Genomic DNA, 24,768 nt, shown 5'->3' with positions numbered 1-24,768 from the left:
TAAGCGTATCAATCTTCAAATTTTTTGGCTCCGAGCAAGCTCGTCAGCCAAATAAAAAACAGCTAGACCAATTATGATCTAACTGCTTATGTAAACTGCCATCAACTTAATTTGACGAACAGCCGATTTTTAACGTCAAATCGAAAATATAAAATATTAACGTTTTGAGAATTGTGATGCTTTACGAGCTTTCTTCAAACCTGGTTTCTTACGTTCCTTCATACGAGGGTCACGTGTTAAGAAGCCGGCTGACTTAAGTGTAGGTCTGAAATCAGGATCTACATCAAGAAGTGCTCTAGCAATACCATGTCTAATTGCTCCAGCTTGTCCTGAGAAGCCTCCACCATTAACGTTAGCAATAACGTCATAGCTTTCTGCTGTTTCAGTTACGTCTAGAGGTTGTTTCATATCAGCAATCAAATTGTCAAAAGGAATGTAATCTTTGACATCACGTTTGTTGATAGTAATCTTTCCGTTTCCAGGAACTAAGCGTACACGAGCAACTGAATCCTTGCGACGACCTGTTCCGGCGTATGATACTTGTGCCAAATTCTTTTCCTCCTTAAATTAGTTTGTTGATATCCAATTTTTCTGGATTTTGTGCTTGGTGCTTGTGATCAGAACCTGCATAAACATACAACTTCTTGATTTCTTGGCGACCAAGAGTGTTCTTAGGTAACATACCGCGAATAGAATCTTCAACGAATCTTTCAGGCTTTGTAGCTTGTTTTTCGCCAGCACTAATACTCTTCACCCCACCTGGGTGATCTGAATGAGAATAGTAAATCTTATTCTTTGCTTTTTTACCTGTTAATCTAACTTTATCTGCATTGATGACAATCACATTGTCACCTGTATCAACGTTAGGTGTGTAAGTTGGCTTGTTCTTACCTCTGAGAATAGAAGCAACAACAGATGAAAGTCTACCTAAGACAACATCTTCACCATCAATAACATACCATTTACGTTCAACTTCACTTGCTTTTGCTAATGGTGTTGTACGCACTTTAATTTCCTCCAGTTTCTACGTCTGTTTGACAACTCAATAAGTTTCCGGGGCTTATCGTGGGGCAAACAATACCAGTTACAATAATACTGTGATTTTGACTCCAAGTCAATAATTATCCACAGATTATTGATAAAAAACTTCTTTTAAATATAGCCCACTTGCTGGGGCAGTTCCTCTAGCCTCTTGACGATCTTTTACTTCAAATAATCTCAAGAAATCATGAACATCCCTGCGTCCATTGCCAATTTCTAACAACGTAGCCACTAAGATTCTTACCATATTATATAGGAAGCCATTGCCTGTAAATTCGAAAACTAATTCGTTATTATTCTCATTATACACGGCTGTTGCAGAATAGATAGTCCTAACTTTGTTTTCAATCACGCCACCGGATGCAGCGAAGCTAGAAAAATCATGTTCTCCAATTAAATCTTTTAAAGCCACTTGAATCTTATCCACAGACAAGTGGTGCGGATAATGACCTGTGTAAAACCTTTTAAAGGGGTCAGTATAATATCCACAATCGACTTTATACATATATGTTTTTTTCTTAACGCCATAGCGTGCATGAAAATTCTCATCAACAATTTCTGATTTTTTTACCAGCACATCTAATGGCATCAATGAATTGATTGCCTTTAACATGTTATCAGCCGGAATCTGTCCCGGATAATCGAAATGAATCACTTGCCCTAAAGCGTGAACTCCAGCATCAGTTCTTCCTGATCCAAAAACATTTACTTGTTGACCTTTAGTCATTTTAAAAAGTGCTTTTTCCAAAACGCCTTGAACGGTTCGTAATTTTTTTTGTCGTTGAAAGCCATGAAACTTAGTCCCATCATAAGCAATGGTCAGCTTGTATCTTGTCATAAATTAATAACTCCGTAAAAATAATAAAATAATTGTTAAACATATCATGAAAACAACCATGATATTGTCTCGTTTGGCCCAATTTAAAACGCGGTATTTGCTGCGTCCTTCGCCATCTCGATAACCACGCGATTCCATAGCGATTGCTAAATCATACGCAATAGAAAAACTGCTGACAAACAAGGGAATCAATATTGGCACGAATGATTTGATTCTTTTAATCAAACCACCCTCGCCAAAGTCAACGCCACGAGCACGTTGTGCATCCATAATTTTGGTTGTTTCATCAACTAGAAGCGGCACGAATCTTAGAGCAATCGACAACATTAAAGCTACTTGAGTTACAGGAAATTTAATTTTTTTCAAGGGTTTAAGAATGCTCTCGATTGAATCAGAAATCTCGATTGGTGTCGTAGTAAGCGTCAATAAAGTTGATATAAAGATAATCAAAACAAAACGGATGAAAATGTACCCTGCAATGACCATGCCTTCTTTAGAAAATGTTAAAATTCCCCATTGCCAAATTGGATTGTCGCTTGGCGTAAAGAATAGCTGCAAAATGACCGTAAAGAGAATCAACCAAAAAATCGGCCGTAGTCCTTTTAAAAAGAAGCCAAAATTTATCTTTGATAAATAAACTGCAAAGAGGACAAAAGCTAATAAAAATGCATATGATGCTACATTATTGGCTAAAAATACGATTCCAACGAAATAGAATGTTAATAAAAATTTTCCCCGCGGATCCAATCGATAAATCAACGAATCCCCTGGTAAATATCTCCCTAAAATTATTTTATCCATTTAACCACCATTTAACTGTTGTTTAATTTCAGTTCCTAATTCATCAATTGTAATTGGTAACTTATCAAAATGAAATCCTTTTTGCGATAATTCTCGCGCAAATTCGGCACTTCTAGGTAAAGACAATAAGTCATCTTTCAATAATTCTGACTTGTTGAAAACTTCTTGTGGAAGTCCACTTGCAATTAGTTTTCCACGGTGGATAACTGCCATCTCATCAGCAAAATTAGCCACGTCATCCATATTATGCGTAATTAGGATAATTGTCTTGCCTTGTTGTTGCAAGTCCTTAAACAGTCCCATAATCTCTTTACGGCCTACTGGATCCAATCCTGCAGTCGGTTCATCCAAAATAATCGTTTCAGGATTACTAGCTAGAACCCCAGCAATCGCGACACGTCTCATCTGACCGCCAGACAAATCAAATGGTGACTTGGACAAATATGATTCATCTAAGCCGACCAATTTAATCATTTCTTTAGCTGCCTGTTTAGCATGCTCTTCTGAGTCGCCAAAATTCATCGGCCCAAACATAATATCCTTTTCAACCGTTTCTTCAAACAATTGATTCTCAGGAAATTGAAAAACCATGCCGACTTGTTTACGCAAAGGTTTCAAGTTTTTATTATTAGTCTCTGATGTTATGACCCGATTTCCAACTGTGAGTTTTCCAGAAGTAGGCTTCAATAGTGCATTGATATGTTTGACCATTGTTGACTTCCCGCTGCCGGTCTGACCAACGATAGCTGTAAATGACTTATCATTGATTGTTAAAGAAACGTCATCTAAGCCTAAACTCGCGGTAGGACTATTAACATTATACGAATGTGTTACATGTTCGAATGTAATTTCCATAATTGTCGCTTTAACTCCTCTTCACTCAAGTATCCCTCAGGCAATTTTAAATCGTCTCTTAACGTTGATACTAATTGACTCGAAAAAGGCTCCTCAAGACCGTATTTTTCCAAATCAGAGCCTAGATTGTAGATATCAGCCGGTTTACCATCTTTCACGACTGCTCCGTTTTTTAAAACCACGATTCTTTGAGACAATTGTGTCTCTTCGATGTCATGAGTAATCGAAATAATCGTCAAATCTTGTTGTTGACGTAATTGTTGGATTAGGTTCAAAACAGTTTTACGCCCATCTGGGTCCAACATACTAGTCGATTCGTCCATAATAACGATTTGAGGTCTCGTTGCTAAGACTCCAGCAATAGCCACTCGCTGTTTTTGTCCACCCGATAGAGACTGAGGATCACGGTTTTTAAAATCAGACATTTTAACTAGCCGTAAAGCATTATCAACTTCTTCGACCATTCTATCTCTTGGCATACCTTGATTTTCTAATCCAAAGGCCACATCATCTTCCACTGTGGCACCAACAAATTGATGATCAGGATTTTGAAAAATGATACCAACTTTTTTTCGAGCTTCCCAAATGTTATCTTCATCTATAATTTGCCCATCAATTGCAATCGTACCAGAGTTAGCCTCAATTAAGCCATCGATAAGTTTAGTTAAAGTAGATTTACCGCTACCATTTTTACCAACGATCGAAACCCACTCATTTTTAAAGATGTCTAGAGTTACATCATTGATAGCAGGTTGTTTTGAATCGGGATAAATATAATTTAAGTTTTTGATCGAAATGATTTTTTCCAAAAGTTATCTCCTCAAAACTATATTATGTATATCATAACTAAAAAATAGAATTTTGGGTAAAAAAAAATCATTCGACAAATTAGTGTCCCCTGTTACAAGGATCTCAGAGATAGACTTGGTTAAGAATAACCATCATCTTAACACTCACTAATTTATCAGAATGACTGATTTTTTAAATATTAATAAAACATTGTTATTAAACTAATTCAATAACAACCATTGGTGCAGCGTCTCCACGACGTGGAGTTGTCTTCAAGATACGTGTGTATCCACCATTACGTTCTTTGTAACGTGGTGCGATATCACTGAATAACTTTTGAAGAGCTGATTGAACAATAACTGCATCATCATCTTCTGTAATGTTAGCAACTTCGTTTCTAACATAAGCAGCAGCTTGACGACGAGCATGCAAATCTCCGCGTTTACCTAAGGTTATCATTTTTTCTGTTGTACGACTGATCTCTTTAGCACGAGTTTCAGTTGTAACAATGTGTTCATTAATGATTAAATCAGTAGTTAAATCGCGCAACATTGCTTTTCTTTGTGAACTGTTACGTCCTAATTTGCGGTAGCCCATGTCTATACCTCCTGTTTGAATTTGATAGTATTAGTCTTCTTGCTTCAATGACAATCCAAGATCAGCAAGCTTTTCTTTAACCTCAACAAGTGATTTGCGTCCAAGATTACGAACACGCATCATATCTGCTTCGGATTTTTCAGTAAGCTCTTGCACAGTATTAATACCGGCACGCTTCAAACAATTATATGAACGAACTGACAAGTCAAGTTCTTCAATAGTCATTTCAAGTTTCTTCTCTTTTTGAGTTTCCTCTTTTTCAATCATCATGTCAGCACTCTTAGCTTCTTCAGTAAGGTTTACAAAACTTGTTAGGTGTTCTGTAAGAATCTTAGCTGACAAACTAATAGCTTCGCGTGGTCCAATTGAACCATTTGTCCAGATATCGATTGTTAATTTGTCGAAGTCGTTTCTCTTACCCACACGAGTGTTTTCAACTTGATAGTTAACTTTTTCTACAGGTGTAAAAATTGAGTCAACTGGAAGAACACCAATTGGTGTTTCGTCCGTCTTATTTTGTTCTGCAGGAGTATATCCACGACCATTTTTAATTGTCATTTGCATGTGGAAGTGTCCACCCTCAGCAACAGTACAAATAAATTGTTCTGGATCGAGGATTTCCAAGTCATCATCAGCCTTGATGTCTTTTGCTGTAACAGTAGCTGGACCAACAATGTCGACCTCTGCCTTTAAACTGTCTTCGGCGTAAGATTTAAGCTTCAATTTCTTAACGTTTAACACGATTTGTGTAACGTCTTCAATTACGCCATCAATAGCTGAAAATTCATGCAATACACCGTCTATTTGAATATCAGATACCGCAGTACCAGGTAGTGATGCTAGTAATACTCTACGCAATGAATTACCTAAAGTTGTACCATAACCTCTTTCAAGCGGTTCGATAATATATTTACCATAACTACTACTTTCTTCTACAGAAGTAATGGATGGCTTTTCAAATTCGATCATTCGGTTAGTTCCCCTTTCAAAACGAAATGTGTGTAGCTTAGTTCATATGGGTATACAACCATTCTATACACGACGACGCTTTGGAGGACGAGAACCATTGTGAGGAACTGGAGTAACATCACGAATAGCAGTGATTTCCAAACCAGTAGCTTGTAGTGAACGGATTGCAGCTTCACGTCCTGAACCTGGACCCTTAACAGCTACTTCAACTGATTTCATACCATGTTCCATTGATTCTTTAGCAGCTGCTTCTCCAGCCATTTGTGCAGCAAATGGTGTTGACTTACGACTACCCTTGAATCCTAGTGCACCGGCTGATGACCATGAAACGGCATTACCGTTAACATCAGTGATCATAACAAGTGTGTTATTGAATGTTGAGTGGATATGAGCCACACCAGATTCAATATGCTTCTTAGTACGGCGCTTACGACCTTTACTTTGTGCCATGATTAACCTCCTATCTTAATCTCTATTTCTTTTTACCAGCAATACTAGTCTTCTTACCTTTACGAGTTCTAGCATTGTTCTTTGTGTTTTGTCCACGAACTGGCAAACCACGGCGATGTCTCATGCCACGATATGAACCAATTTCTTGTAGTCTCTTGATGTTCATACTTACTTCACGACGTAAGTCACCTTCGACACGAACTTTATCAACTTCTGCACGAATTTTTTCTTCTTGATCAGGAGTTAAGTCTCTTGTACGAATGTCTTCTGATACGCCAGCATCTTTAAGTACTTTTTGAGCTGTTGTTTCGCCAACACCAAAAATGTATGTTAGGGCGATAACGATTCTCTTATCACGAGGTAAATCTACACCTGCTATACGAGCCATTATATGCACCTCCTATTAAATTATCCTTGTCTTTGTTTGTGCTTTGGATCTGCAGAGCAAATAACCATGACGCGACCGCGTCTCTTAATTACCTTACAGTGTTCGCACATAGGTTTAACGGATGGTCTTACTTTCATATTGAGGAACCTCCATTCCATTAAAAAACTTATTATCTATATCTATATGTAATTCTTCCCTTGGTTAAATCATAAGGGGATAATTCCACGGTAACCTTATCACCGGGTAAAATTCTGATATAGTGCATACGGATTTTACCTGACACATGAGCTAAGACTGTAGCTCCGTTTTCAAGTTTTACCTTAAACATTGCATTGGGCAATGTTTCTGAAATTGTGCCTTCTACTTCAATGACATCTTCTTTTGCCAAAGATATTAACCTCCATCGGGATGAAATTATTCTGCATATACTGGCGAATTATACAATAATTTTCCGTACATGTAAACATTCAAAGCAAAAAGTTTTACAAGCTTTGTAAAACTTTCTTAACTTCGTTATAAACTTCATCTATTTCTTGTTCACCATTGATTTTATGAAGCAAGTTCAACTTGTCATAAAAGTCAATTAATGGTGTATTCATTTCAATATTAACTTTCAATCTATTCTTTACAGTTTCTGGTTTGTCATCCTCACGTTGGTAGAAATCATGTCCGCCACAGACGTCACATGTTCCTTCAACCTTAGTAGGATTGTATATTTTATGATAAGTTGCTCCACATTTAGAACAAATATATCTTCCAGATAAGCGATCAACTAATGTTTCAGGCTTTGCATCAATATAGATGACAGCATCTATTGGTTTGTTTACATTCTTTGCAATTGTCTGTAAAGCGTTAGCCTGTTCAAGAGTTCTCGGAAATCCATCTAACATATATCCGTCTTTTTGAACATCGTCTTGAGCTAAACGTTCTTGAACGATATCCTCAGTAACATCATCCGGCACAAGTTCACCTTTATCGATGAACCCTTTAGCCTTTAGACCAACTTCTGTCTTGTTAGCCATGGCTGCTCTAAACATGTCACCTGTCGAAATATGAACAACTTTAAAATCTTCAACAATCTTTTCTGCTTGAGTACCTTTACCAGCACCAGGTAATCCCATTAATACAATATTCATTGTCACATCTCCAATTATCTAATAAATCCAACGTATTCACGCTTCATCAAAAGACCACGTAATTGACGATCCATTTCCAAAGCAACACCAACGATGATCAATAAACTCGTACCACCTAATCCGATGGATTGAGGTAAATTGAACAAGTTAGCTGCTAATAATGGAAGTAATGAAACCAAACCTAGGAACGCAGCTCCGACGGTTGATAATCTCATTAACACACCTGACATGAATTTAATTGTTTCATTACCAGGCCAAACACCAGGGATATAAGCCCCTTGCTTCTGTAGGTTTTCTGCAAGCTTTTCAGGATTTACTTGAACAAATGCATAGAAGAATGTAAATAATACAATCAACAATGTATAAATAATTGAACCTGTCGTAGTCTGCATACTGAATATTTCTGTTAATACTTGATACCATTGATCTCCACTGTGATTTGCTTGGAATGCCATCAAAATTGTTTGAGGCGTAACAATAAATGAACTAGCGAAGATAACAGGAATAACACCAGCAACGTTAACCTTCAATGGTAGAAAACTCTCACTACCACTACCAGCAGCACGTCTTGTATATTGAATTGGAATTCTTCTACTTGCTTGTTGAACATAAGTAACGAATTGAACAACAATCAAGATGATGATTACAAGACCAACTAAGAATCCAATATTTTTAGCAAGATCTGCTGAACTAGAATTTGTAATATAATCACGGTAAATTTGTTCAACTCCATTAGGGAATCTAGCAACAATACCAGCGAAGATAATTACTGAAACTCCATTACCTAAACCTTTATCAGTAATCTGCTCACCAATCCAAGTAAGAAGCATCGTACCACCAGTTAAGATGATACCGATAGTAATGAAAGCTTTCGCGTTAGGAGATTTAACTAATCCTAACCCACTTAATTGGTTAAAACCGGCAGTAATACCGATAGACTGAACAAAACCTAAAACAATCGTCAAATATCTCGTTACTTGATTTAACTTTCTACGACCAACTTCACCTTGTTTACTCCACTCAACAAATTTAGGAACAATGTCCATTTGCAAAAGTTGAATAACGATTTGGGCCGTAATGAATGGTGAAACACCCATTGAGAAAATAGAGTAGTTCGAAAGACCACCACCGGTAACAGTATCCAATAAAGGAACTAATCCTGTTGAACCGACTTTATCCATAGCGGCGGCATTAACACCGGGCACTGTGATTTGTGATCCCAAACGATATATAACAAGTAACATCAAGGTAAATAGAATCTTTTTACGGATTTCTTTTACCTTTAGAGCATCTCTGATAGTTCCAAGCATTAGATCACCTCTACAGTGCCACCAGCGGCTTCGATTGCTTTAGTAGCTGCGGCTGAACTCTTAGCAACTTTAACAGTTAACTTAGCGCTAACCTCACCGTTAGCAAGCAACTTTACACCATTATTTTCTTTTTTAACAATACCTGCTGCCTTCAATGTTTCAAGATTTACTTCAGCACCATCATTAAATTTACTTAAATCACTTAGGTTAACAATAGCATATTCCTTACGGTTGATGTTATTGAATCCACGTTTTGGCATACGACGGAACAAAGGCATTTGTCCACCTTCAAAACCAATACGTGTCTTACCACCTGATCTAGCCAATTGACCTTTTTGACCACGACCAGCAGTTTTACCTGTACCACTTGAAGTACCACGACCAAGACGCTTTCTTGCATGTCTTGAGCCTGCACTTGGCTTAAGTTCGTTTAGTTCCATTATTGCACCTCCTAATCTTTTAAAAATTTATTAATCTTTAACTTCTTCAACGCTAACTAAATGAGCGATTTTTAAAACAGCACCACGAATAGCTGGATCATCCGGCTTAACAACTGAGCTTGATACTCTTCCAAGACCAAGTTCTTTAACGACTTTACGTTGAGCAGGAAGGCGGTGTGCTGCACTTCTAGTTAGGGTAATTCTAAGTTTAGCCATTATTACCACACCTTTCTTCTAGTTAAGCAATTCTTGGGCTGAGATTCCGCGCATTTCAGAAACGCTTTCGGCAGTCTTGAGTTGTTTTAGTCCATCGATTGTTGCACGAATTACGTTGATTGGTGTATTTCTACCAAGTGACTTACTTGTAACATCACCAACACCAGATAATTCGATAACGGCACGAACAGCACCACCAGCAGCAATACCAGAACCTTCTTCAGCGGGCTTCAACATGATTCTACCAGCACCAAATGTACCGATAACTTCATGAGGAATTGTTGAACCAACCATAGGAACACTAATTAGGTTCTTTTTAGCATCTTCAACAGCTTTACGAATAGCTTCTGGAACTTCTTGAGCTTTACCAGTACCGAAACCTACGTGACCATTCTTGTCACCAACGATAACGATAGCAGCAAAACGTAGACGGCGTCCACCTTTAACAACCTTAGTAACACGGTTGATTGAGACAACGCGATCTTCTAATTCTAATTGAGATGGATCGATATATGTCATAAATTTGGTTTCCTCCTTCTAGAATTTTAGCCCATTTTCACGAGCTGCTTCAGCAAGACTTTGTACACGACCATGGTATAAGTAACCGCCACGATCAAAGACAACCTCGCTAATTTTTGCTTCTTGTGCTCTTTGTGCAACTAATGCACCAACAGCTTCAGCTTGTTCAACTTTTGAACCGTCTTTAACTTCTTTATCAAGAGTTGAGGCACTTGCTAGCGTTACACCCTTTACGTCATCAATTACTTGAGCGTAAATGTTTTTATTCGAACGGAATACGTTTAAGCGTGGGCGCTCAGCAGTACCAGAGATTTTACCACGTACACGTCTTTGACGTTTTTGACGTGCTTTGTTTTTGTCTGGTTTTGTTATCACAATTTTCACCTCATGGATTTATTTACTACTTACCAGTTTTACCTTCTTTACGACGTACATATTCGCCAACATAACGAATACCTTTACCTTTATAAGGTTCTGGAGAACGTACATCGCGGATTTCAGCAGCAAATTGTCCTACTCCTTGCTTACTGATACCTGAAACGTTGATTTCTGTGTTAGAAGGTGATTCAATCTTGATACCTTCTGGGGCATCCATAACAACTGGATGTGAATAACCAACTGTAAGAGTTAGTGTATTACCTTTAACTTGTGCACGGTAACCAACACCTCTTAGTTCAAGCTTCTTTTCATAGCCCTCTGTAACACCCAGAATCATGTTGTTTAAATTGGCACGCATTGTTCCGTGAAGTGCTTTATCGTTGTCATCTTCACGTGTGAACTTAGCTTCATTGCCTTCAAGCGTAAACTTGATTCTTGGATCAAAATGTCTTGTTAATTCACCCTTAGGTCCTTTAACAGTAATGTCTTCATCTTTTTGAGTAACTGTAACGCCTTCTGGGACGTTAATTACTTTATAACCGATACGACTCAAATTCGTGCACCTCCTTACTTATTAAGAATTTTACCAAATATAAGCGATTACTTCTCCACCTACGTGTTGAGCGCGGGCTTCTTTTTCAGTAATAACACCCTTTGAAGTTGAAAGAATAGCGATACCTAATCCGTTAAGAACCTTAGGAACGTTATCTGAATCAACATAACTACGTAAACCTGGTCTTGAAATACGTTTCAAGCCTGAGATTACACGTTGTTGATCGTTTCCATATTTTAAGAAAATACGAAGTACGTTTTGTTTGTTATCTTCGATAACTTCGTAATCCTTGATAAATCCTTCATTCTTAAGAATCTCTGTCATGCTCTTCTTGATGTTTGAAGCAGGAATTTCTAGAGATTCATGTTTAACCATGTTTGCATTACGAATACGTGTTAAGTAATCTGCAATAGGATCTGTCATGACCATTTGATTTGCCTCCTTTTTTTATTAAAAATCTTACCAGCTAGCTTTTTTCATACCAGGGATTTGACCTTCATGAGCCAATTGACGAAGGCAAAGTCGGCAAAGCTTAAACTTACGATATACTGAGTGTGGACGTCCACAGCGTTCACAACGTGTATAAGCTTGTGAAGAGAATTTTGCGGGTCTGTGATTACGTACAATTTGTGATTTCTTAGCCAATGAATTTACCTCCTATTTATTTTGCGAATGGCATACCGATTTGTGTCAACAATTCACGTGATTCTTCATCTGTGTTAGCTGTTGTAACAATAACGATGTCCAATCCACGAATCTTGTTAACCTTATCGTAGTCAATTTCTGGGAAAACCAATTGTTCCTTAACACCAAGTGTATAGTTACCACGTCCATCAAATGAGCGAGTAGATACACCACGGAAGTCACGAACACGTGGTAAAGCAATGTTGATTAGTTTGTCAAGGAAGTCGTACATACGGTCACCACGAAGAGTAACTTTAGCACCGATTGACATACCTTCACGAAGTCTGAAAGTAGCAATTGACTTCTTAGCTTTTGTGATCAAAGGTTTTTGACCAGCAATTTGGCCTAATTCTTCAACAGCTTCGTCAAGATTTTTTGAGTTAGCAATTGCATCACCAACACCCATGTTTAAGACGATCTTGTCGATCTTAGGTGCTTCCATGATTGATGAATAGTTGAACTTCTTCATCATTGATGGTGTGATTTCACCAACGAACTTTTCTTTTAATGCGTTAGCCATTTAGTTTTCTCCTTTCTTATTTATCTTCTTTATCAGTTGTCTTACTTACAACTTTAACGTTAGTTGCGCTAATAGGTCTTTCAACGTCAACAATTCCACCTTGGGGTTGATCGTTAGTTGGCTTAGAGTGTTTCTTTACAACGTTAACGCCTTCGACGATAACTTTGTTAGCAGCAGGCATAGCTTTTTTAACTACGCCAGTCTTGCCTTTAGCATCACCAGCAATAACTTTGACATTGTCTCCAGTTTTTACAAACACTATTCAGCACCTCCTGAATTTAATTGATCTTTTTATAGCACTTCTGGTGCTAGAGATACGATCTTCATAAAATCGTTATCACGTAGTTCACGAGCAACGGGTCCGAAGATACGAGTTCCTCTAGGTGTTTTATCAGCATTAATAATAACTGCGGCATTTTCGTCAAATCTGATGTAAGAACCATCTGTACGGTGAGCACCGGATACAGTTCTTACGATAACTGCTTTAACTACATCACCCTTTTTAACAACGCCACCTGGTGTTGCTTGTTTGACAGTAGCAACAATAATATCACCAATATTAGCTGTTTTACGGTTTGAACCACCAAGAACTTTAATTGTTAGAATTTCACGAGCTCCAGAATTATCTGCAACTTTTAGACGACTTTCTTGTTGAATCACGTTTTGGCCCTCCTCTCATCAGTTATAGTCTAGATTGTGACTGCTTTTTCGACGATTTCTAATAAACGGAAGCGCTTTGTCTTTGACAAAGGTCGAGTTTCCATGATACGTACAATATCGTTAACTTTTGCTTCGTTGTTATCGTCTTGAACGTAATACTTTTTAGAATATCTTACACGTTTTCCATAAACTGGATGTTGTTTTGTTGTTTCAACAACGACAACGATTGTTTTGTCCATCTTTTCTGAAACTACACGTCCTTGATATACCTTACGGCTGTTACGAGTCTTTTGTGTTTCGCTCAACTTGATGTCCCCTTCCTGTTTATTATTTTTCGTTATTCTTTTGGTTTTGAGCTGTTCTTAATCTTGCGATATTTTTTCTAACAGCCTTTAAACGAGCTGTGTTTTCCAATTGACCAGTGGCTTGTTGGAAACGCAAGTTGAATAGTTCTTCTTTATATTCTTTTACTTTATCTTGTAATTGAGCAGCAGTTAGCTCTTTGATTTCACTAGCCTTCATCAGCGCCACCTACTTCCTCACGTTTTACAAACTTAGTTCTGACAGGTAGTTTGTTTGATGCAAGTCTTAAAGCTTCACGAGCAACTTCTTCAGAAACTCCACCGATTTCGAAGAGAATCTTTTCACGTTTAACGGGAGCTACCCAACCTGCAGGAGCACCTTTACCATTACCCATACGAACACCTACACCTTTTGCAGTGTATGATTTATGAGGGAAGATTTTAATCCAAACCTTACCACCACGCTTCATGTAACGAGTCATAGCAACACGAGATGCTTCAATTTGTCTATTTGTGATCCAGCTTGAATCAAGAGCCTTCAAACCATATTCACCAAATGTAACAGTTTTTCCACCTTTAGCTTCTCCGCGCATCTTTCCACGGAATTCACGACGGTGTTTTACACGTTTTGGTACTAGCATAGATTATTCTCCTTTCCCTTCATTTTTTGAATCATTGTTATCATGTTGTGGCTTTGCTGGAAGAATTTCACCACGGTAAATCCAAGTCTTAACACCTAAATTACCATAAGTTGTCTTAGCTTCAACCCAAGCATAATCGATATCAGCACGCAATGTGTGCAAAGGAACAGTTCCTTCTGTATGCCATTCTGTACGAGCCATATCGGCACCGTTCAAACGACCAGAAATTTGTACCTTGATACCCTTAGCACCGGCACGTCTTGAACGTTGAACTGCTTGACGTTGTGCACGTCTGAAAGCAATACGAGCTTCAAGTTGACGAGCGATACTTTCACCAACAAGTTTTGCATCCAAATCAGGTTTCTTGATTTCAATGATGTTGATGTGAATATTTCTGTTAGTTAATTTGTTTAGTTCATTACGTAATTTTTCAACTTCAGAACCACCCTTACCGATAACCATACCTGGTTTAGCAGTATGAATAGAAATTGTTACGTTCTTTGCAGTACGTTCGATTTCAATTCTAGAAACAGAAGCATTTGAAAGTTTGTCTTCAATATACTTACGAATTCTAAGGTCTTCATGTAAAAATGTTGAAAAGTCTTTATTGTTTGCATACCATTTGGCATCCCAGTCACGGATAACACCGACACGGAATCCGACTGGATTAATCTTTTGACCCACTCAAGTTACCTCCAATACTATTCTTTTTCACTTACAACGACTGTAATGTGACTAGTTCTCTTGTTAATTGGTGATGCTGAACCTTTAGCTCTAGGACGGAAACGTTTTAGAGTTGGTCCTTCATCAACGAATGCTTCGCTGACGATCAAGTTTTGTGCATCTAAATCAAAGTTATGTTCTGCATTTGCAATTGCTGACTTAAGAGCTTTAGCAATAATTGGAGAGCCTGCTCTTGGTGTGAATTGCAAAATTGCAAGTGCTTCAGCAGCATTCTTGCCTCTGATCAAGTCAATAACAAGGCGAGCCTTACGAGGTGCGATACGCACGTTAGTAACTCTAGCTGTTGCAGATGTAATTTCTTGTTCTGCCATCATTTAAGTCTCCCTTCTTATTTCTTAACTACTGTTGTCTTTTTGTCATCAGTTCCATGACCATGGAATGTACGTGTAGGTACGAATTCACCTAATTTGTGTCCAACCATGTCTTCTTGGATATAAACGGGAACATTCTTACGACCATCATGAACTGCGATTGTATATCCTACAAAACTAGGAAAAATTGTTGAACGTCTTGACCATGTTTTGATAACTGTTTTCTTCTCAGAATCAGCTTGTGCATCGATCTTCTTTAGAAGGTGTGCATCAGCAAATGGTCCTTTTTTTAAACTACGACTCATCTTATGTCCTCCTTATATTATTCTAATGAATAGTTTACTTACCTTTTCTGTGACGAACGATAAGCTTTTCAGATTTGGCACGTGATGAACGAGTCTTCTTACCCAAGGTCTTCTTACCCCATGGTGACAATGGTGATGGATGACCGATAGGAGCTTTACCTTCACCACCACCATGTGGGTGATCGTTAGGGTTCATAACTGAACCACGAACTGTAGGTCTCATACCTAACCAGCGCTTACGTCCAGCTTTACCAATCTTAATAAGTTCATGTTGTTCATTACCAATTGAACCAACTGTTGCACGGCAAGTTGATAGGATCATACGAACTTCACCAGAAGGCAAACGTAGCAATGAGTACTTGCCATCTCTACCAAGTAATTGAATTGAAGTACCAGCTGAACGGCCAAGTTGACCACCCTTGCCAGGTTTTAATTCAACATTGTGAAGAGTTGTACCAACAGGAATGTCAGCAAGTGCAAGTGCATTACCTGGTTTGATATCTGCATCTTTACCAGATTGAATAACTTGTCCAACTTCTAGACCCTTTGGAGCTAAGATGTATGATTTAACACCATCTGAATAATGAATTAGTGCAATATTAGCTGTACGGTTAGGATCATATTCGATTGACTTAACTGTAGCTTTAACACCGTCTTTATTACGTTTGAAATCAATAACACGGTATTTTTGTTTGTTACCACCGCCACGGTGACGGACTGTAATATGACCGTATGAGTTACGACCAGCAGTATGGCTTTGTGATTCTAAAAGTGTCTTTTCAGGAGTTGTCTTAGTAATCTCAGAAAAGTCAGAACCTGTCATATTACGACGACCGTTTGTGGTTGGTTTATACTTAATAATCGCCATTATTTGACCTCCTTATTTATTCTTCATCAAAAATCTTAATTTCATCTGAATCTGCTATAAGAGTAACGATTGCCTTACGACGTTTTGCTGTAAAACCAACGTATTGGCCTTGGCGCTTCTTCTTACCAGAAACATTCATGATATTTACTTGTTTAACTTTAACACCGAAAACTTCTTCAACAGCTTGTCTAACAAGAACCTTGTTAGCATCTAAGGCAACATCGAAAGTATATTTCTTGTCGCTCATAGCATCCATTGAGCTTTCAGTAACAACAGGGCGAATAATTACGTCTCTTGCGTTCATTATCCAAGCACCTCCTCAATTTTAGAAAGTGCTGCTTGTGTAACAACTAATTTGTTTGCGTTAATAACGTCAAGAACGTTTACGCCTTCAGGGGCAACAACTTGAACTTTATCAATGTTTCTTGCTGATAAAGCAACATTATCATTGCCGTCTTCTACAACTACAAGCACCTTATTGTCTGCACCTACTTTGTTTAGCAATTGTGCAAAATTCTTTGTACTTGGCTTGTCGTATGAAATTGAGTCAATAACGATTAGGTTACTGTCAGCAGCCTTTTGTGAAAGTACAGACTTCAATGCCAAACGGCTAACCTTCTTAGGAAGGCGATATGAATATGATCTTGGTGTTGGGCCGAATACGACACCACCACCTACCCATTGAGGTGATCTAATTGAACCTTGACGAGCACGTCCAGTACCTTTTTGACGCCATGGTTTTCTACCACCACCACGTACTTCGGAACGGTTCTTAACATCATGAGTACCTTGTCTCATTGATGCACGTTGCATGATTACTGCATCTGTAACAACGTTATCGTTTGGTTCAATACCAAAGACTTCGTCTTTTACGTCAACAGCACCGTTCTTAGCACCGTTATCTTTGTAAGCTGTGATTTTTGTCATAACTCAGTTCCTCCTTCCTACTTTTGATTAGCTTTAACAGCTGTTTGGATTTTTACTAATGATTTATTAGCACCGGGTACATTCCCCTTGATCATGATTGCATTACGTTCAGCATCAACTTTAACGATTTCTAGGTTTTGTGTAGTAACACGGTTGTTACCCATAACACCTGGAAGCATCTTACCTTTGAAGACACGGTTAATGATGGCACCCATTGAACCAGCAACACGGTGATATCTAGAACCGTGAGTTTCTGGACCACGAGCTTGACCAAAACGCTTGATGTTACCTTGCATTCCATGTCCCTTAGTTGTACCTGTAACGTCGACAATATCACCAGAATTAAATGTATCTACTGTAACATCTGCACCTAATTCATAGTCTCCCATTTCAACATCGCGGAATTCGCGAATGTAATGTTTAGGAGTTGTATTTGCCTTTTCTGCATGACCTTTGGCTGGTTTGTTAGATAAAACTTCGCGTCTATCTTCAAAACCTAGTTGAACGGCCTCATAACCATCATTTTCAACAGTTTTAAGTTGCATAACAACGTTTGGTGTTGCTTCAACAACTGTAACGGGAACAAGTTCTCCGTTGTCAGTGAAAATTTGAGTCATTCCGACTTTTTTACCAAGAATTCCTTTTCTGGCCATGTTTGCACCTCCAATAATTTATTTTTAATAATTATAATTTAATTTCAATGTCAACACCTGATGGTAGATCCAACTTCATAAGTGAATCAACCGTCTTCTTTGTTGGGTTAACAACGTCGATAAGTCTTTTATGTGTACGCATTTCGAATTGTTCTCTAGAATCCTTGTGCTTGTGTGGTGAAGCTAGCACTGTATATAGTGAACGTTCTGTTGGCAATGGAATTGGACCTGAAATTTGTGCTCCAGTTCTCTTTGCTGTTTCCACAATTTTGTCAGCTGATTGATCTAGAATACGATGTTCATAAGCCTTCAAACGAATGCGAATTTTTTGACTTGCCATGGGGTTACCTCCTTTTTGTCTCTTTCAAGATGACCGGCTCCGTGAAAATATCCGCCAGCCCTGCCGTGGCAAAGCGGCCGGGTGTGTCGCAACCTCTCACTTCTAAGCCGTCGATATTATTTCAATACCAATTTGGTACATACTTCTATACGAAATAAGCACTCTTATAATATTACACGATGGTTCCCACTTTTTCAAGGTAAAATCAAGTTTTTTTAAATGAAAGTCGCTTTCTAAAAAAATTGATTTACACTATAATTTAAGAAAAATGGAGGTGTAATTTGAATAATCTCGAATTTAGATATAATAACAGGTTTCCACCAAATAATAAAGTGAAAACTTATCTTAATTTATTTAAACTTCAAATAGTTTTTAATGCTGTCGTCATTTTTGCCTACAGTGCTTTGACACAGAACTTGTTTCTCTTTGGTCCACTTATTTTAAATGTGTTGGGATTATACTTAAAACCTTCGCCGAAAAAAATTACCGATCGAATGAATTTTATCTTTCAGCTATTTTTTCAACTATTTATTATTGCTGAATCGTATCACTATTTAATTACTATGACGATGAGACTTTACAACTGGAACTTGCCTAGTTCAATCGGGTTGCTTTTAGTTTCACTCTTACTGATTTATTTACCTTATACAATTGTCTTTTTTGGAAATAGTCAAAATAAGTTTTTACAATTGATAATCGTTCTCTTCCTATTTGAAATGGTTGCGATGGGAGGTTTGAGTTTAGTAACTTATGGAACTATCCTCTACTTCAATCCTCATGTATCTGTTTTAATCAACTCTGGCTTTATGGGAGCTATTACTTTTTTAGTTTTATTGCTTTTTCTAATGCACTACTGGAATTACGATTTACCTAAAATGCGACTTTCAAAAAATACTAATAAATGGATTTTATTAATCATCATCATTATCAGTCTTTGGTTTATCTTCTGGAATGCTTTTGCTGGTGGAAACAATTTATTCGTTTCCTTTTTTAAATTTAACTTTTCGGGTATTTCGTTTAAACTGCAAAGTATTCTTAGCGGACTTGAAGCTGGGATTGCTGAAGAATTGCTTTTTAGATATGCTTTCTTAACTATCTTATTAGTTGTCTTTAGAAATTCTCGTTTCCAAATATTTTATGGTGCCATTATCAGTAGCCTTTGTTTCGGAGCATTGCATTTAGGTAATGTTGCTGCTGGTCAAAGTTTAGCAAACACTATCAATCAAGTGGTCTTTGCTTTTGGTATGGGGTTACTCATGTGCGGAATCTATCTCTATACTGATCTTTTCTATTTGCCGGTACTTTTTCATACTTTATTAGATACTTTGGTATTTAGTGTCTCTGGTGAATTGATGTCCGGAAAAGTCACCATGGTTGACAATATCATGACTTTAATTGAAACATTGATTTTTGTGGTTTTAGCCTTAGCTTTATTAATATCTGTTTATAATAGAAGAAATTCGTATTCTTTTTATTAATTTAACTGAAGACACAAAAAAACGTAATAACGAAATTTCGTTATTACGTTTTTTATTTTCAGAACTATTCGGCAGGTGTACCACCATTTTTCTTGATGATATCTGCTTGAATTGACTTAGGAACCTTTTCGTAGTGATCCATTGTCATAGTAAATGTACCACGACCTTGTGTTGCTGAACGAAGTGTTGTAGCGTAACCAAACATTTCTGCAAGTGGAACAAAGGCATTGATAAGTTGTGCATTACCACGTGCTTCCATTCCTTCAACACGTCCACGACGAGCAGTAACTTGTCCCATAACATCACCTAAGTAGTCTTCTGGTGTAACAATCTCAACCTTCATAATAGGTTCAAGAATTACGGCACCAGCACTCTTAGAAGCGTTACGTAGTGACATTGAAGCGGCAATCTTGAAGGCAGCTTCAGATGAATCGACTTCGTGGTATGAACCATCATACAACTTAGCCTTAACATCGATTAATGGATATCCGGCAAGAACACCGTTTTCCATAGCTTCTTTCAATCCTTGTTCTACTGAAGGGATGTATTCACGAGGAACAACACCACCAACGATAGCATCTTCGAATTCGAAGCCTTTACCTTCTTCATTAGGTGTGAATTCAATCCAAACATCACCATATTGACCTTTACCACCAGATTGACGAACGAACTTACCTTGAGCACTTGTTTGTTGTGTAAATGTTTCACGGTAAGCAACTTGAGGTTCACCAACCTTACATGCAACGTTAAATTCACGTTTCATACGGTCAACCATGATATCCAAGTGCAATTCACCCATTCCGGCGATAAGAGTTTCACCAGTTTCAGGATTTGTTTCAGCTTGGAATGTAGGATCTTCTTCAGAAAGTTTTTGAATAGCGATATCCATCTTATCTCTATCTTCCTTTGAATTAGGTTCGATAGATACTTGGATAACTGGATCTGGAATATCCAATGATTCAAGAATAAGTGGATCTGATGTATCAGTTAGAGAATCACCTGTTGTAGTGTTCTTCAAACCGATAACAGCAGCGATATCACCAGAGAAGACTTCTGGGATTTCCTTACGGTGGTTAGAGTGCATTTGTAGCAAACGACCAACACGTTCACGCTTGTCTTTAGTTGAGTTCAAGACGTATGAACCTGATTCCAATGATCCTCTATATACACGGATGTATGTTAGACGACCAACGAATGGGTCAGTAGCAATCTTGAATGCTAAACCAGCGAATGGTTTGCTATCATCAGCCATAAGTTCAACTTCTGAGTTATCCTTAGGATCTGTAGCTTTATAAGGACGAACATCAAGAGGTGATGGCAAGTAGTCAACAACGGCATCCATTAACATTTGAACACCCTTATTCTTGAAGGCAGAACCTGCAAGAACTGGGAAGTATTTCAAATTGATTGTAGCTTTACGAATTGCAGAACGTAGTTCATCATTACTGATTTCTTCACCTTCAAGGTACTTGTTCATGATATCATCATCAACATCAGCAACTGATTCAACTAATTCAGCACGTTTCTTTTCAGCTTCTTCACGGTAGTCATCGGGAACATCAACTGTATCCCATTTTGTACCTAACTCATCTTCATCATAAAGATCAGCTTTCATTTCGATTAAATCGATAACACCCTCAAACTTATCCTCGGCACCAATAGGCATTTGGATAGCATGAGCGTTAGCATCTAGTCTTTCATGTAGTGTTTCAACTGAGTAGTCAAAGTTAGCACCGATTTTATCCATCTTGTTAACAAAGACGATACGTGGAACACCATATGTTGAGGCTTGACGCCAAACATTTTCAGTTTGTGGTTCAACACCTGATTGAGCATCAAGAACTGTGATGGCACCATCTAACACACGGAGTGAACGTTCAACTTCGATTGTAAAGTCAACGTGTCCGGGAGTATCAATGATATTGATACGGTTACCTTTCCATTCAGCAGTTGTAGCAGCTGATGTGATAGTAATACCACGTTCTTGTTCTTGAGCCATCCAGTCCATTTGTGAAGCACCATCGTGTGTTTCACCAATTTTGTGGATTTTACCAGTATAGTACAAGATACGTTCAGTAGTTGTAGTTTTACCGGCATCAATGTGGGCCATGATACCAATATTTCTGGTTTCTTCTAGTGGAAATTCACGTTTATTAGCCATGAAAAATTGTTTCTCCTCTCAAATTAACTAGTTAAGTAACTAGATCCTACCAGCGATAGTGAGCGAATGCACGGTTAGCATCGGCCATCTTGTGTGTATCTTCACGTTTCTTAACAGCAGCACCAGTATTGTTAGCTGCATCCATAATTTCGTTTGCTAGACGTTGGTCCATAGTATGTTCACCACGTAGACGAGCATAGCTAACGATCCAACGAAGTCCTAAAGTAGTACGACGGTCAGGACGAACTTCGATAGGAATTTGATAGTTAGAACCACCGATACGGCGAGCCTTAACTTCAAGAACAGGCATAACATTGTTCATTGCTTCTTCAAACACGTCCAATGGTTCGTTGCCTGTCTTATCCTTAATAATATCGAATGAACGATATAAGATTGATGAAGCAGTACCTCTTTTACCATCATACATCAAGTGGTTAATCAAACGAGTTACTAGCTTTGAGTTGTACATTGGATCTGGCAAAACATCACGTTTTGGAGCTCTACCTTTACGCATATTAAATTCCTCCGTTATTACATTATTTCTTTAATAATTGATTATTAATTCTTAGGTTTCTTAGCACCATATTTTGAACGACTTTGCATACGTCCATCAACACCGGCTGTATCTAAGGCACCACGAACAACGTGATAACGAACACCAGGTAGATCCTTTACACGACCACCACGAACAAGGACAACACTGTGCTCTTGTAGGTTGTGACCAATACCAGGGATATATGCTGTTACTTCAATAAGGTTTGATAATCTAACACGGGCATACTTACGTAGGGCTGAGTTAGGTTTCTTAGGTGTCATTGTTCCGACACGAGTTGCAACGCCACGTTTTTGTGGTGCTGGGTTCTTTGTGGCAACTTTCTTCATACTATTGTAGCCGTAGTTCAATGCAGGTGCATCAGACTTTGAAGTTTGTGACTTACGGCCTTTGCGAACTAATTGATTAATTGTAGGCATTCAAAGTTCCTCCTAATAATTTAAGTACACACATCCAGGTGGTTCATAATTTTGTAAAATAATAAACCACGTTAGTGGCGTACGTTATGAGCTTTATATTTAATAAACAAACTAATATTGCTGCCAATAAAAGCACGTCTATTAGAATACCATCTTAAAAAAGTCATGTCAATGCAACATTTTTAAAAAGTTATCCACAAAACCTCGTAATCTTACTTGAGGTGAATAAAATGAAGTACTTTTTATATTTAATCTTTTTCATATTCGGAGCTTGCATTATCTCCTTTCTAAAAGTGATTGCACATGATTACCCACAGATAAGTCTTACTAGGCGTTCACATTGCGACTACTGCGGTAGGATTTTACGATGGTTTGAAATCATCCCTATAGTAGGTTATTTCATAGTCAATGGTAAATGCTATTCTTGCAAAAATCAAATCATTTTTTGGAATCCAATTCTGGAATTAATCGGTGGTCTTTTCTTTGCTTTAACTGGCTATTTACAAGGACAAAACTACTTGGCTTTTTTCACTATGTTGATTCTTTTAAGTTTTTCTGACTATTATTTCGGTTACATCTACCCTATCTTTTATTTGCTCTGCATCCCCACTCTCATACTTAACATGCAAAATCTCAATATACTGACCGCTGTCATCATCTACTTGAGCCTATTGCTATTAAGCCGTCACGGTTTAATCGGCCTGGGTGATGTGGAACTGATAGCTTTAATCAGTTTAGTTTTTAATTTAAGTATATTGTTGTGGACCTTGATTCTAGCTTGCTTGTTATGTCTGATTGTCTTTGGAATCAACAAAAAAAGATCGTTTCGATTTATTCCCTATTTAACAATCGCTTTAGGAATAATCTATCCAATCTTTTCTATTATTTCTACTATTATAGTTTAGGCAATATCTTTTGTAATTTGAGCCAATTGACACACAGCTCCCACCATTTGGCATCATAAACATTAAGATTTGCTTCATTATTAGGGTTTTGTGTCACATAAGTTGCTAATGATAATCCATGATCACCTGAACCAAAGAGGTGTAATTCATAAGGTATGCCCAAGAAATCCATCTTTTGTGCATAAATAATCGAATTCATAACGGGTACTGTGCCATCGGTAACTGTCTGCCACATAAAAGTTGGCTTACCATCCTTAGTCAGGTGTTCTTGTGCTTGCCAGTAATAGATGTCAGAACTAACTTTCATAGTCCATTCTTCTTCTCTAGGCCATCCTAAAGTCATATCGATGACTGAATAACCTAAGATATTAGCCGCTGGTTGAACTTCTAATTCTTCTGGAAAGATTTTTTTTCGTTCATCTGGATTCAACATAATTGAATTGAAATCTGCTACAACATGACCCCCAGCGGAAAAACCAACTAACAAAATTTTACTCAAATCGATTTGGTGACTCTTACTTTGAGCTTTTAACCAATTCAAAGTTGTTGCAAGTTCCTGTAAGGCTAAAGGATAAACCGTATGTTCATCATCAATTAATTGATAACGCAACACTAGAGCATGGATTCCTTCGGCATTGAACTTCATGGCAATTGGCTGAGATTCACGATCCGTATGAAATTTGAAAGCTCCACCTGGGCAAATGATTGCTAGTGGATGATCAAGCGGTTCATCAAAATCAGAAATAGGATCTAACCAATATGTATCTAAAGTAAATTTAGTATCTTCATATGATAGCTCTTGTTTTTGCAAATTATTATCCTCCAATAATATCAATCGTTTTCATTATACAAGAGTATACAAAAAAAGCCGACTCGAAAGTCGGCTTTTATTTGGCTGTACGATAAATAAAGTTGATAGGTATTTTGCCATCAACTTTATTTTTGTATACCATTTATTAGTAATAACCATTTAAGAACACCAAAAAAGGACACCATTCATGCCCTTTAGATGTTCGA

At 37.8% G+C, this 24,768-nt stretch carries 41 protein-coding genes; 2 read left to right on the top strand and 39 right to left on the bottom strand.

Annotation, left to right across the window (positions count from 1 at the left end):
• Nucleotides 1-156 precede the first annotated feature (156 nt).
• The 35 genes from rpsI to rpsJ all read right to left on the bottom strand — a co-directional run bounded on the left by rpsI (nt 157) and on the right by rpsJ (nt 18,235).
• Entirely contained in the window at nt 157-549 is a 393-nt protein-coding gene (gene rpsI, locus FHL06_RS11035; protein WP_025084437.1) for a 30S ribosomal protein S9, read from the bottom strand.
• A gap of 13 nt (nt 550-562) precedes the next feature.
• The gene (gene rplM, locus FHL06_RS11030; RefSeq protein WP_162000175.1) at nt 563-1,006 is read right to left on the bottom strand and encodes a 50S ribosomal protein L13; all 444 of its coding nucleotides are present in this window, start codon (nt 1,004-1,006) and stop codon (nt 563-565) included.
• A 126-nt stretch (nt 1,007-1,132) separates the two neighbouring features.
• Nucleotides 1,133-1,879 carry a tRNA pseudouridine(38-40) synthase TruA gene (truA, locus tag FHL06_RS11025; RefSeq protein ID WP_153386540.1) on the bottom strand — a complete coding sequence of 249 codons (747 nt, stop codon included), beginning with the start codon at nt 1,877-1,879 and terminating at the stop codon, nt 1,133-1,135.
• Between the two features lie 3 nt (nt 1,880-1,882).
• Complete coding sequence (locus FHL06_RS11020) at nt 1,883-2,680, bottom strand: energy-coupling factor transporter transmembrane component T family protein (RefSeq protein ID WP_153386539.1); 798 nt, start codon at nt 2,678-2,680, stop codon at nt 1,883-1,885.
• Nucleotides 2,681-3,535 carry an energy-coupling factor ABC transporter ATP-binding protein gene (locus FHL06_RS11015; protein ID WP_153386538.1) on the bottom strand — a complete coding sequence of 285 codons (855 nt, stop codon included), beginning with the start codon at nt 3,533-3,535 and terminating at the stop codon, nt 2,681-2,683.
• On the bottom strand, nt 3,511-4,344 hold the full coding sequence (locus FHL06_RS11010; RefSeq protein WP_153386537.1) for an energy-coupling factor transporter ATPase: 834 nt from the start codon (nt 4,342-4,344) through the stop codon (nt 3,511-3,513). Before FHL06_RS11010 ends, FHL06_RS11015 begins: the two co-directional genes overlap by 25 nt.
• A gap of 196 nt (nt 4,345-4,540) precedes the next feature.
• Nucleotides 4,541-4,921, bottom strand: a complete 381-nt coding sequence (gene rplQ, locus FHL06_RS11005) for a 50S ribosomal protein L17 (RefSeq protein WP_010018551.1) — start codon at nt 4,919-4,921, stop codon at nt 4,541-4,543.
• A 30-nt stretch (nt 4,922-4,951) separates the two neighbouring features.
• Nucleotides 4,952-5,890, bottom strand: a complete 939-nt coding sequence (locus tag FHL06_RS11000) for a DNA-directed RNA polymerase subunit alpha (protein ID WP_153386536.1) — start codon at nt 5,888-5,890, stop codon at nt 4,952-4,954.
• A gap of 63 nt (nt 5,891-5,953) precedes the next feature.
• On the bottom strand, nt 5,954-6,340 hold the full coding sequence (rpsK, locus tag FHL06_RS10995; protein WP_153386535.1) for a 30S ribosomal protein S11: 387 nt from the start codon (nt 6,338-6,340) through the stop codon (nt 5,954-5,956).
• A 22-nt stretch (nt 6,341-6,362) separates the two neighbouring features.
• A complete protein-coding gene (gene rpsM / locus FHL06_RS10990) occupies nt 6,363-6,728 on the bottom strand; it encodes a 30S ribosomal protein S13 (protein ID WP_057881447.1) in 366 nt (121 codons plus the stop codon).
• A 20-nt stretch (nt 6,729-6,748) separates the two neighbouring features.
• Nucleotides 6,749-6,865, bottom strand: coding sequence for a 50S ribosomal protein L36 (gene rpmJ / locus FHL06_RS10985; protein ID WP_010018546.1), 117 nt, complete (start codon nt 6,863-6,865; stop codon nt 6,749-6,751).
• A 32-nt stretch (nt 6,866-6,897) separates the two neighbouring features.
• Nucleotides 6,898-7,116 carry a translation initiation factor IF-1 gene (infA, locus tag FHL06_RS10980; protein WP_010018544.1) on the bottom strand — a complete coding sequence of 73 codons (219 nt, stop codon included), beginning with the start codon at nt 7,114-7,116 and terminating at the stop codon, nt 6,898-6,900.
• 94 nt (nt 7,117-7,210) lie between these two features.
• Nucleotides 7,211-7,864 (bottom strand): adenylate kinase, encoded by a 654-nt coding sequence (locus tag FHL06_RS10975; RefSeq protein ID WP_153386534.1) that lies wholly within the window; start codon nt 7,862-7,864, stop codon nt 7,211-7,213.
• Between the two features lie 14 nt (nt 7,865-7,878).
• The gene (gene secY, locus FHL06_RS10970) at nt 7,879-9,174 is read right to left on the bottom strand and encodes a preprotein translocase subunit SecY (RefSeq protein WP_153386531.1); all 1,296 of its coding nucleotides are present in this window, start codon (nt 9,172-9,174) and stop codon (nt 7,879-7,881) included.
• The gene (rplO, locus tag FHL06_RS10965) at nt 9,174-9,614 is read right to left on the bottom strand and encodes a 50S ribosomal protein L15 (protein WP_153386525.1); all 441 of its coding nucleotides are present in this window, start codon (nt 9,612-9,614) and stop codon (nt 9,174-9,176) included. The genes secY and rplO overlap by 1 nt, the downstream gene beginning before the upstream one ends.
• Before the next feature lie 30 nt (nt 9,615-9,644).
• A complete protein-coding gene (gene rpmD, locus FHL06_RS10960) occupies nt 9,645-9,830 on the bottom strand; it encodes a 50S ribosomal protein L30 (RefSeq protein WP_102196861.1) in 186 nt (61 codons plus the stop codon).
• 18 nt (nt 9,831-9,848) lie between these two features.
• Nucleotides 9,849-10,349, bottom strand: a complete 501-nt coding sequence (rpsE, locus tag FHL06_RS10955; protein ID WP_153386523.1) for a 30S ribosomal protein S5 — start codon at nt 10,347-10,349, stop codon at nt 9,849-9,851.
• Between the two features lie 18 nt (nt 10,350-10,367).
• Nucleotides 10,368-10,733, bottom strand: coding sequence for a 50S ribosomal protein L18 (gene rplR / locus FHL06_RS10950; RefSeq protein ID WP_337692554.1), 366 nt, complete (start codon nt 10,731-10,733; stop codon nt 10,368-10,370).
• A 16-nt stretch (nt 10,734-10,749) separates the two neighbouring features.
• On the bottom strand, nt 10,750-11,280 hold the full coding sequence (rplF, locus tag FHL06_RS10945) for a 50S ribosomal protein L6 (protein ID WP_153386520.1): 531 nt from the start codon (nt 11,278-11,280) through the stop codon (nt 10,750-10,752).
• A gap of 30 nt (nt 11,281-11,310) precedes the next feature.
• Nucleotides 11,311-11,709, bottom strand: a complete 399-nt coding sequence (gene rpsH / locus FHL06_RS10940) for a 30S ribosomal protein S8 (RefSeq protein ID WP_153386519.1) — start codon at nt 11,707-11,709, stop codon at nt 11,311-11,313.
• A 30-nt stretch (nt 11,710-11,739) separates the two neighbouring features.
• Nucleotides 11,740-11,925 (bottom strand): type Z 30S ribosomal protein S14, encoded by a 186-nt coding sequence (locus tag FHL06_RS10935; protein ID WP_010018530.1) that lies wholly within the window; start codon nt 11,923-11,925, stop codon nt 11,740-11,742.
• 16 nt (nt 11,926-11,941) lie between these two features.
• Complete coding sequence (rplE, locus tag FHL06_RS10930; RefSeq protein WP_153386516.1) at nt 11,942-12,484, bottom strand: 50S ribosomal protein L5; 543 nt, start codon at nt 12,482-12,484, stop codon at nt 11,942-11,944.
• Between the two features lie 16 nt (nt 12,485-12,500).
• Nucleotides 12,501-12,743: a 50S ribosomal protein L24 gene (gene rplX, locus FHL06_RS10925; RefSeq protein ID WP_162000173.1), complete on the bottom strand. Its 243-nt coding sequence runs from the start codon at nt 12,741-12,743 to the stop codon at nt 12,501-12,503.
• Nucleotides 12,744-12,775: 32 nt separating this feature from the next.
• Nucleotides 12,776-13,144, bottom strand: coding sequence for a 50S ribosomal protein L14 (gene rplN, locus FHL06_RS10920; protein ID WP_025084417.1), 369 nt, complete (start codon nt 13,142-13,144; stop codon nt 12,776-12,778).
• Between the two features lie 29 nt (nt 13,145-13,173).
• Nucleotides 13,174-13,449 (bottom strand): 30S ribosomal protein S17, encoded by a 276-nt coding sequence (gene rpsQ / locus FHL06_RS10915; protein WP_153386514.1) that lies wholly within the window; start codon nt 13,447-13,449, stop codon nt 13,174-13,176.
• A 22-nt stretch (nt 13,450-13,471) separates the two neighbouring features.
• Nucleotides 13,472-13,666 carry a 50S ribosomal protein L29 gene (gene rpmC / locus FHL06_RS10910; protein ID WP_010018524.1) on the bottom strand — a complete coding sequence of 65 codons (195 nt, stop codon included), beginning with the start codon at nt 13,664-13,666 and terminating at the stop codon, nt 13,472-13,474.
• The gene (gene rplP / locus FHL06_RS10905; RefSeq protein WP_153386513.1) at nt 13,656-14,087 is read right to left on the bottom strand and encodes a 50S ribosomal protein L16; all 432 of its coding nucleotides are present in this window, start codon (nt 14,085-14,087) and stop codon (nt 13,656-13,658) included. Before rplP ends, rpmC begins: the two co-directional genes overlap by 11 nt.
• Nucleotides 14,088-14,090: 3 nt before the next feature.
• On the bottom strand, nt 14,091-14,771 hold the full coding sequence (gene rpsC, locus FHL06_RS10900; RefSeq protein ID WP_162000172.1) for a 30S ribosomal protein S3: 681 nt from the start codon (nt 14,769-14,771) through the stop codon (nt 14,091-14,093).
• Nucleotides 14,772-14,788: 17 nt separating this feature from the next.
• Nucleotides 14,789-15,142, bottom strand: coding sequence for a 50S ribosomal protein L22 (gene rplV, locus FHL06_RS10895; protein WP_153386512.1), 354 nt, complete (start codon nt 15,140-15,142; stop codon nt 14,789-14,791).
• A gap of 17 nt (nt 15,143-15,159) precedes the next feature.
• Nucleotides 15,160-15,447, bottom strand: coding sequence for a 30S ribosomal protein S19 (gene rpsS / locus FHL06_RS10890; protein WP_153386511.1), 288 nt, complete (start codon nt 15,445-15,447; stop codon nt 15,160-15,162).
• A gap of 34 nt (nt 15,448-15,481) precedes the next feature.
• Nucleotides 15,482-16,315 carry a 50S ribosomal protein L2 gene (gene rplB, locus FHL06_RS10885; RefSeq protein WP_153386509.1) on the bottom strand — a complete coding sequence of 278 codons (834 nt, stop codon included), beginning with the start codon at nt 16,313-16,315 and terminating at the stop codon, nt 15,482-15,484.
• Nucleotides 16,316-16,331: 16 nt separating this feature from the next.
• A complete protein-coding gene (rplW, locus tag FHL06_RS10880; protein ID WP_153386508.1) occupies nt 16,332-16,619 on the bottom strand; it encodes a 50S ribosomal protein L23 in 288 nt (95 codons plus the stop codon).
• Nucleotides 16,619-17,242, bottom strand: a complete 624-nt coding sequence (rplD, locus tag FHL06_RS10875) for a 50S ribosomal protein L4 (protein WP_153386506.1) — start codon at nt 17,240-17,242, stop codon at nt 16,619-16,621. The genes rplW and rplD overlap by 1 nt, the downstream gene beginning before the upstream one ends.
• Before the next feature lie 17 nt (nt 17,243-17,259).
• Complete coding sequence (gene rplC / locus FHL06_RS10870) at nt 17,260-17,895, bottom strand: 50S ribosomal protein L3 (RefSeq protein ID WP_153386504.1); 636 nt, start codon at nt 17,893-17,895, stop codon at nt 17,260-17,262.
• 31 nt (nt 17,896-17,926) lie between these two features.
• Nucleotides 17,927-18,235 (bottom strand): 30S ribosomal protein S10, encoded by a 309-nt coding sequence (gene rpsJ, locus FHL06_RS10865; RefSeq protein ID WP_010018513.1) that lies wholly within the window; start codon nt 18,233-18,235, stop codon nt 17,927-17,929.
• 281 nt (nt 18,236-18,516) lie between these two features.
• Between rpsJ and FHL06_RS10860 the strand changes: the two genes are divergently transcribed.
• Complete coding sequence (locus FHL06_RS10860) at nt 18,517-19,713, top strand: CPBP family intramembrane glutamic endopeptidase (RefSeq protein WP_153386502.1); 1,197 nt, start codon at nt 18,517-18,519, stop codon at nt 19,711-19,713.
• Between the two features lie 64 nt (nt 19,714-19,777).
• Here FHL06_RS10860 and fusA read toward each other — a convergent pair whose 3' ends face one another.
• The 3 genes from fusA to rpsL are packed head-to-tail and all read right to left on the bottom strand — an operon-like array spanning nt 19,778 to nt 22,846.
• Nucleotides 19,778-21,874 (bottom strand): elongation factor G, encoded by a 2,097-nt coding sequence (gene fusA / locus FHL06_RS10855; RefSeq protein ID WP_153386500.1) that lies wholly within the window; start codon nt 21,872-21,874, stop codon nt 19,778-19,780.
• A 46-nt stretch (nt 21,875-21,920) separates the two neighbouring features.
• A complete protein-coding gene (gene rpsG / locus FHL06_RS10850) occupies nt 21,921-22,388 on the bottom strand; it encodes a 30S ribosomal protein S7 (RefSeq protein WP_153386498.1) in 468 nt (155 codons plus the stop codon).
• Nucleotides 22,389-22,432: 44 nt separating this feature from the next.
• Nucleotides 22,433-22,846 (bottom strand): 30S ribosomal protein S12, encoded by a 414-nt coding sequence (gene rpsL, locus FHL06_RS10845; RefSeq protein ID WP_153386496.1) that lies wholly within the window; start codon nt 22,844-22,846, stop codon nt 22,433-22,435.
• Nucleotides 22,847-23,076: 230 nt separating this feature from the next.
• Between rpsL and FHL06_RS15155 the strand changes: the two genes are divergently transcribed.
• Nucleotides 23,077-23,751 carry a prepilin peptidase gene (locus FHL06_RS15155; protein ID WP_153386494.1) on the top strand — a complete coding sequence of 225 codons (675 nt, stop codon included), beginning with the start codon at nt 23,077-23,079 and terminating at the stop codon, nt 23,749-23,751.
• Here FHL06_RS15155 and FHL06_RS10835 read toward each other — a convergent pair.
• The gene (locus FHL06_RS10835; protein ID WP_153386492.1) at nt 23,741-24,562 is read right to left on the bottom strand and encodes an alpha/beta hydrolase; all 822 of its coding nucleotides are present in this window, start codon (nt 24,560-24,562) and stop codon (nt 23,741-23,743) included. The genes FHL06_RS15155 and FHL06_RS10835 overlap by 11 nt on opposite strands.
• Nucleotides 24,563-24,768: the final 206 nt, after the last annotated feature.

The sequence above is a fragment of the Companilactobacillus halodurans genome, assembly GCF_009600985.1.
Lineage (GTDB): Bacteria > Bacillota > Bacilli > Lactobacillales > Lactobacillaceae > Companilactobacillus > Companilactobacillus halodurans.
This window is presented reverse-complemented; position numbering and strand designations above follow the sequence as displayed.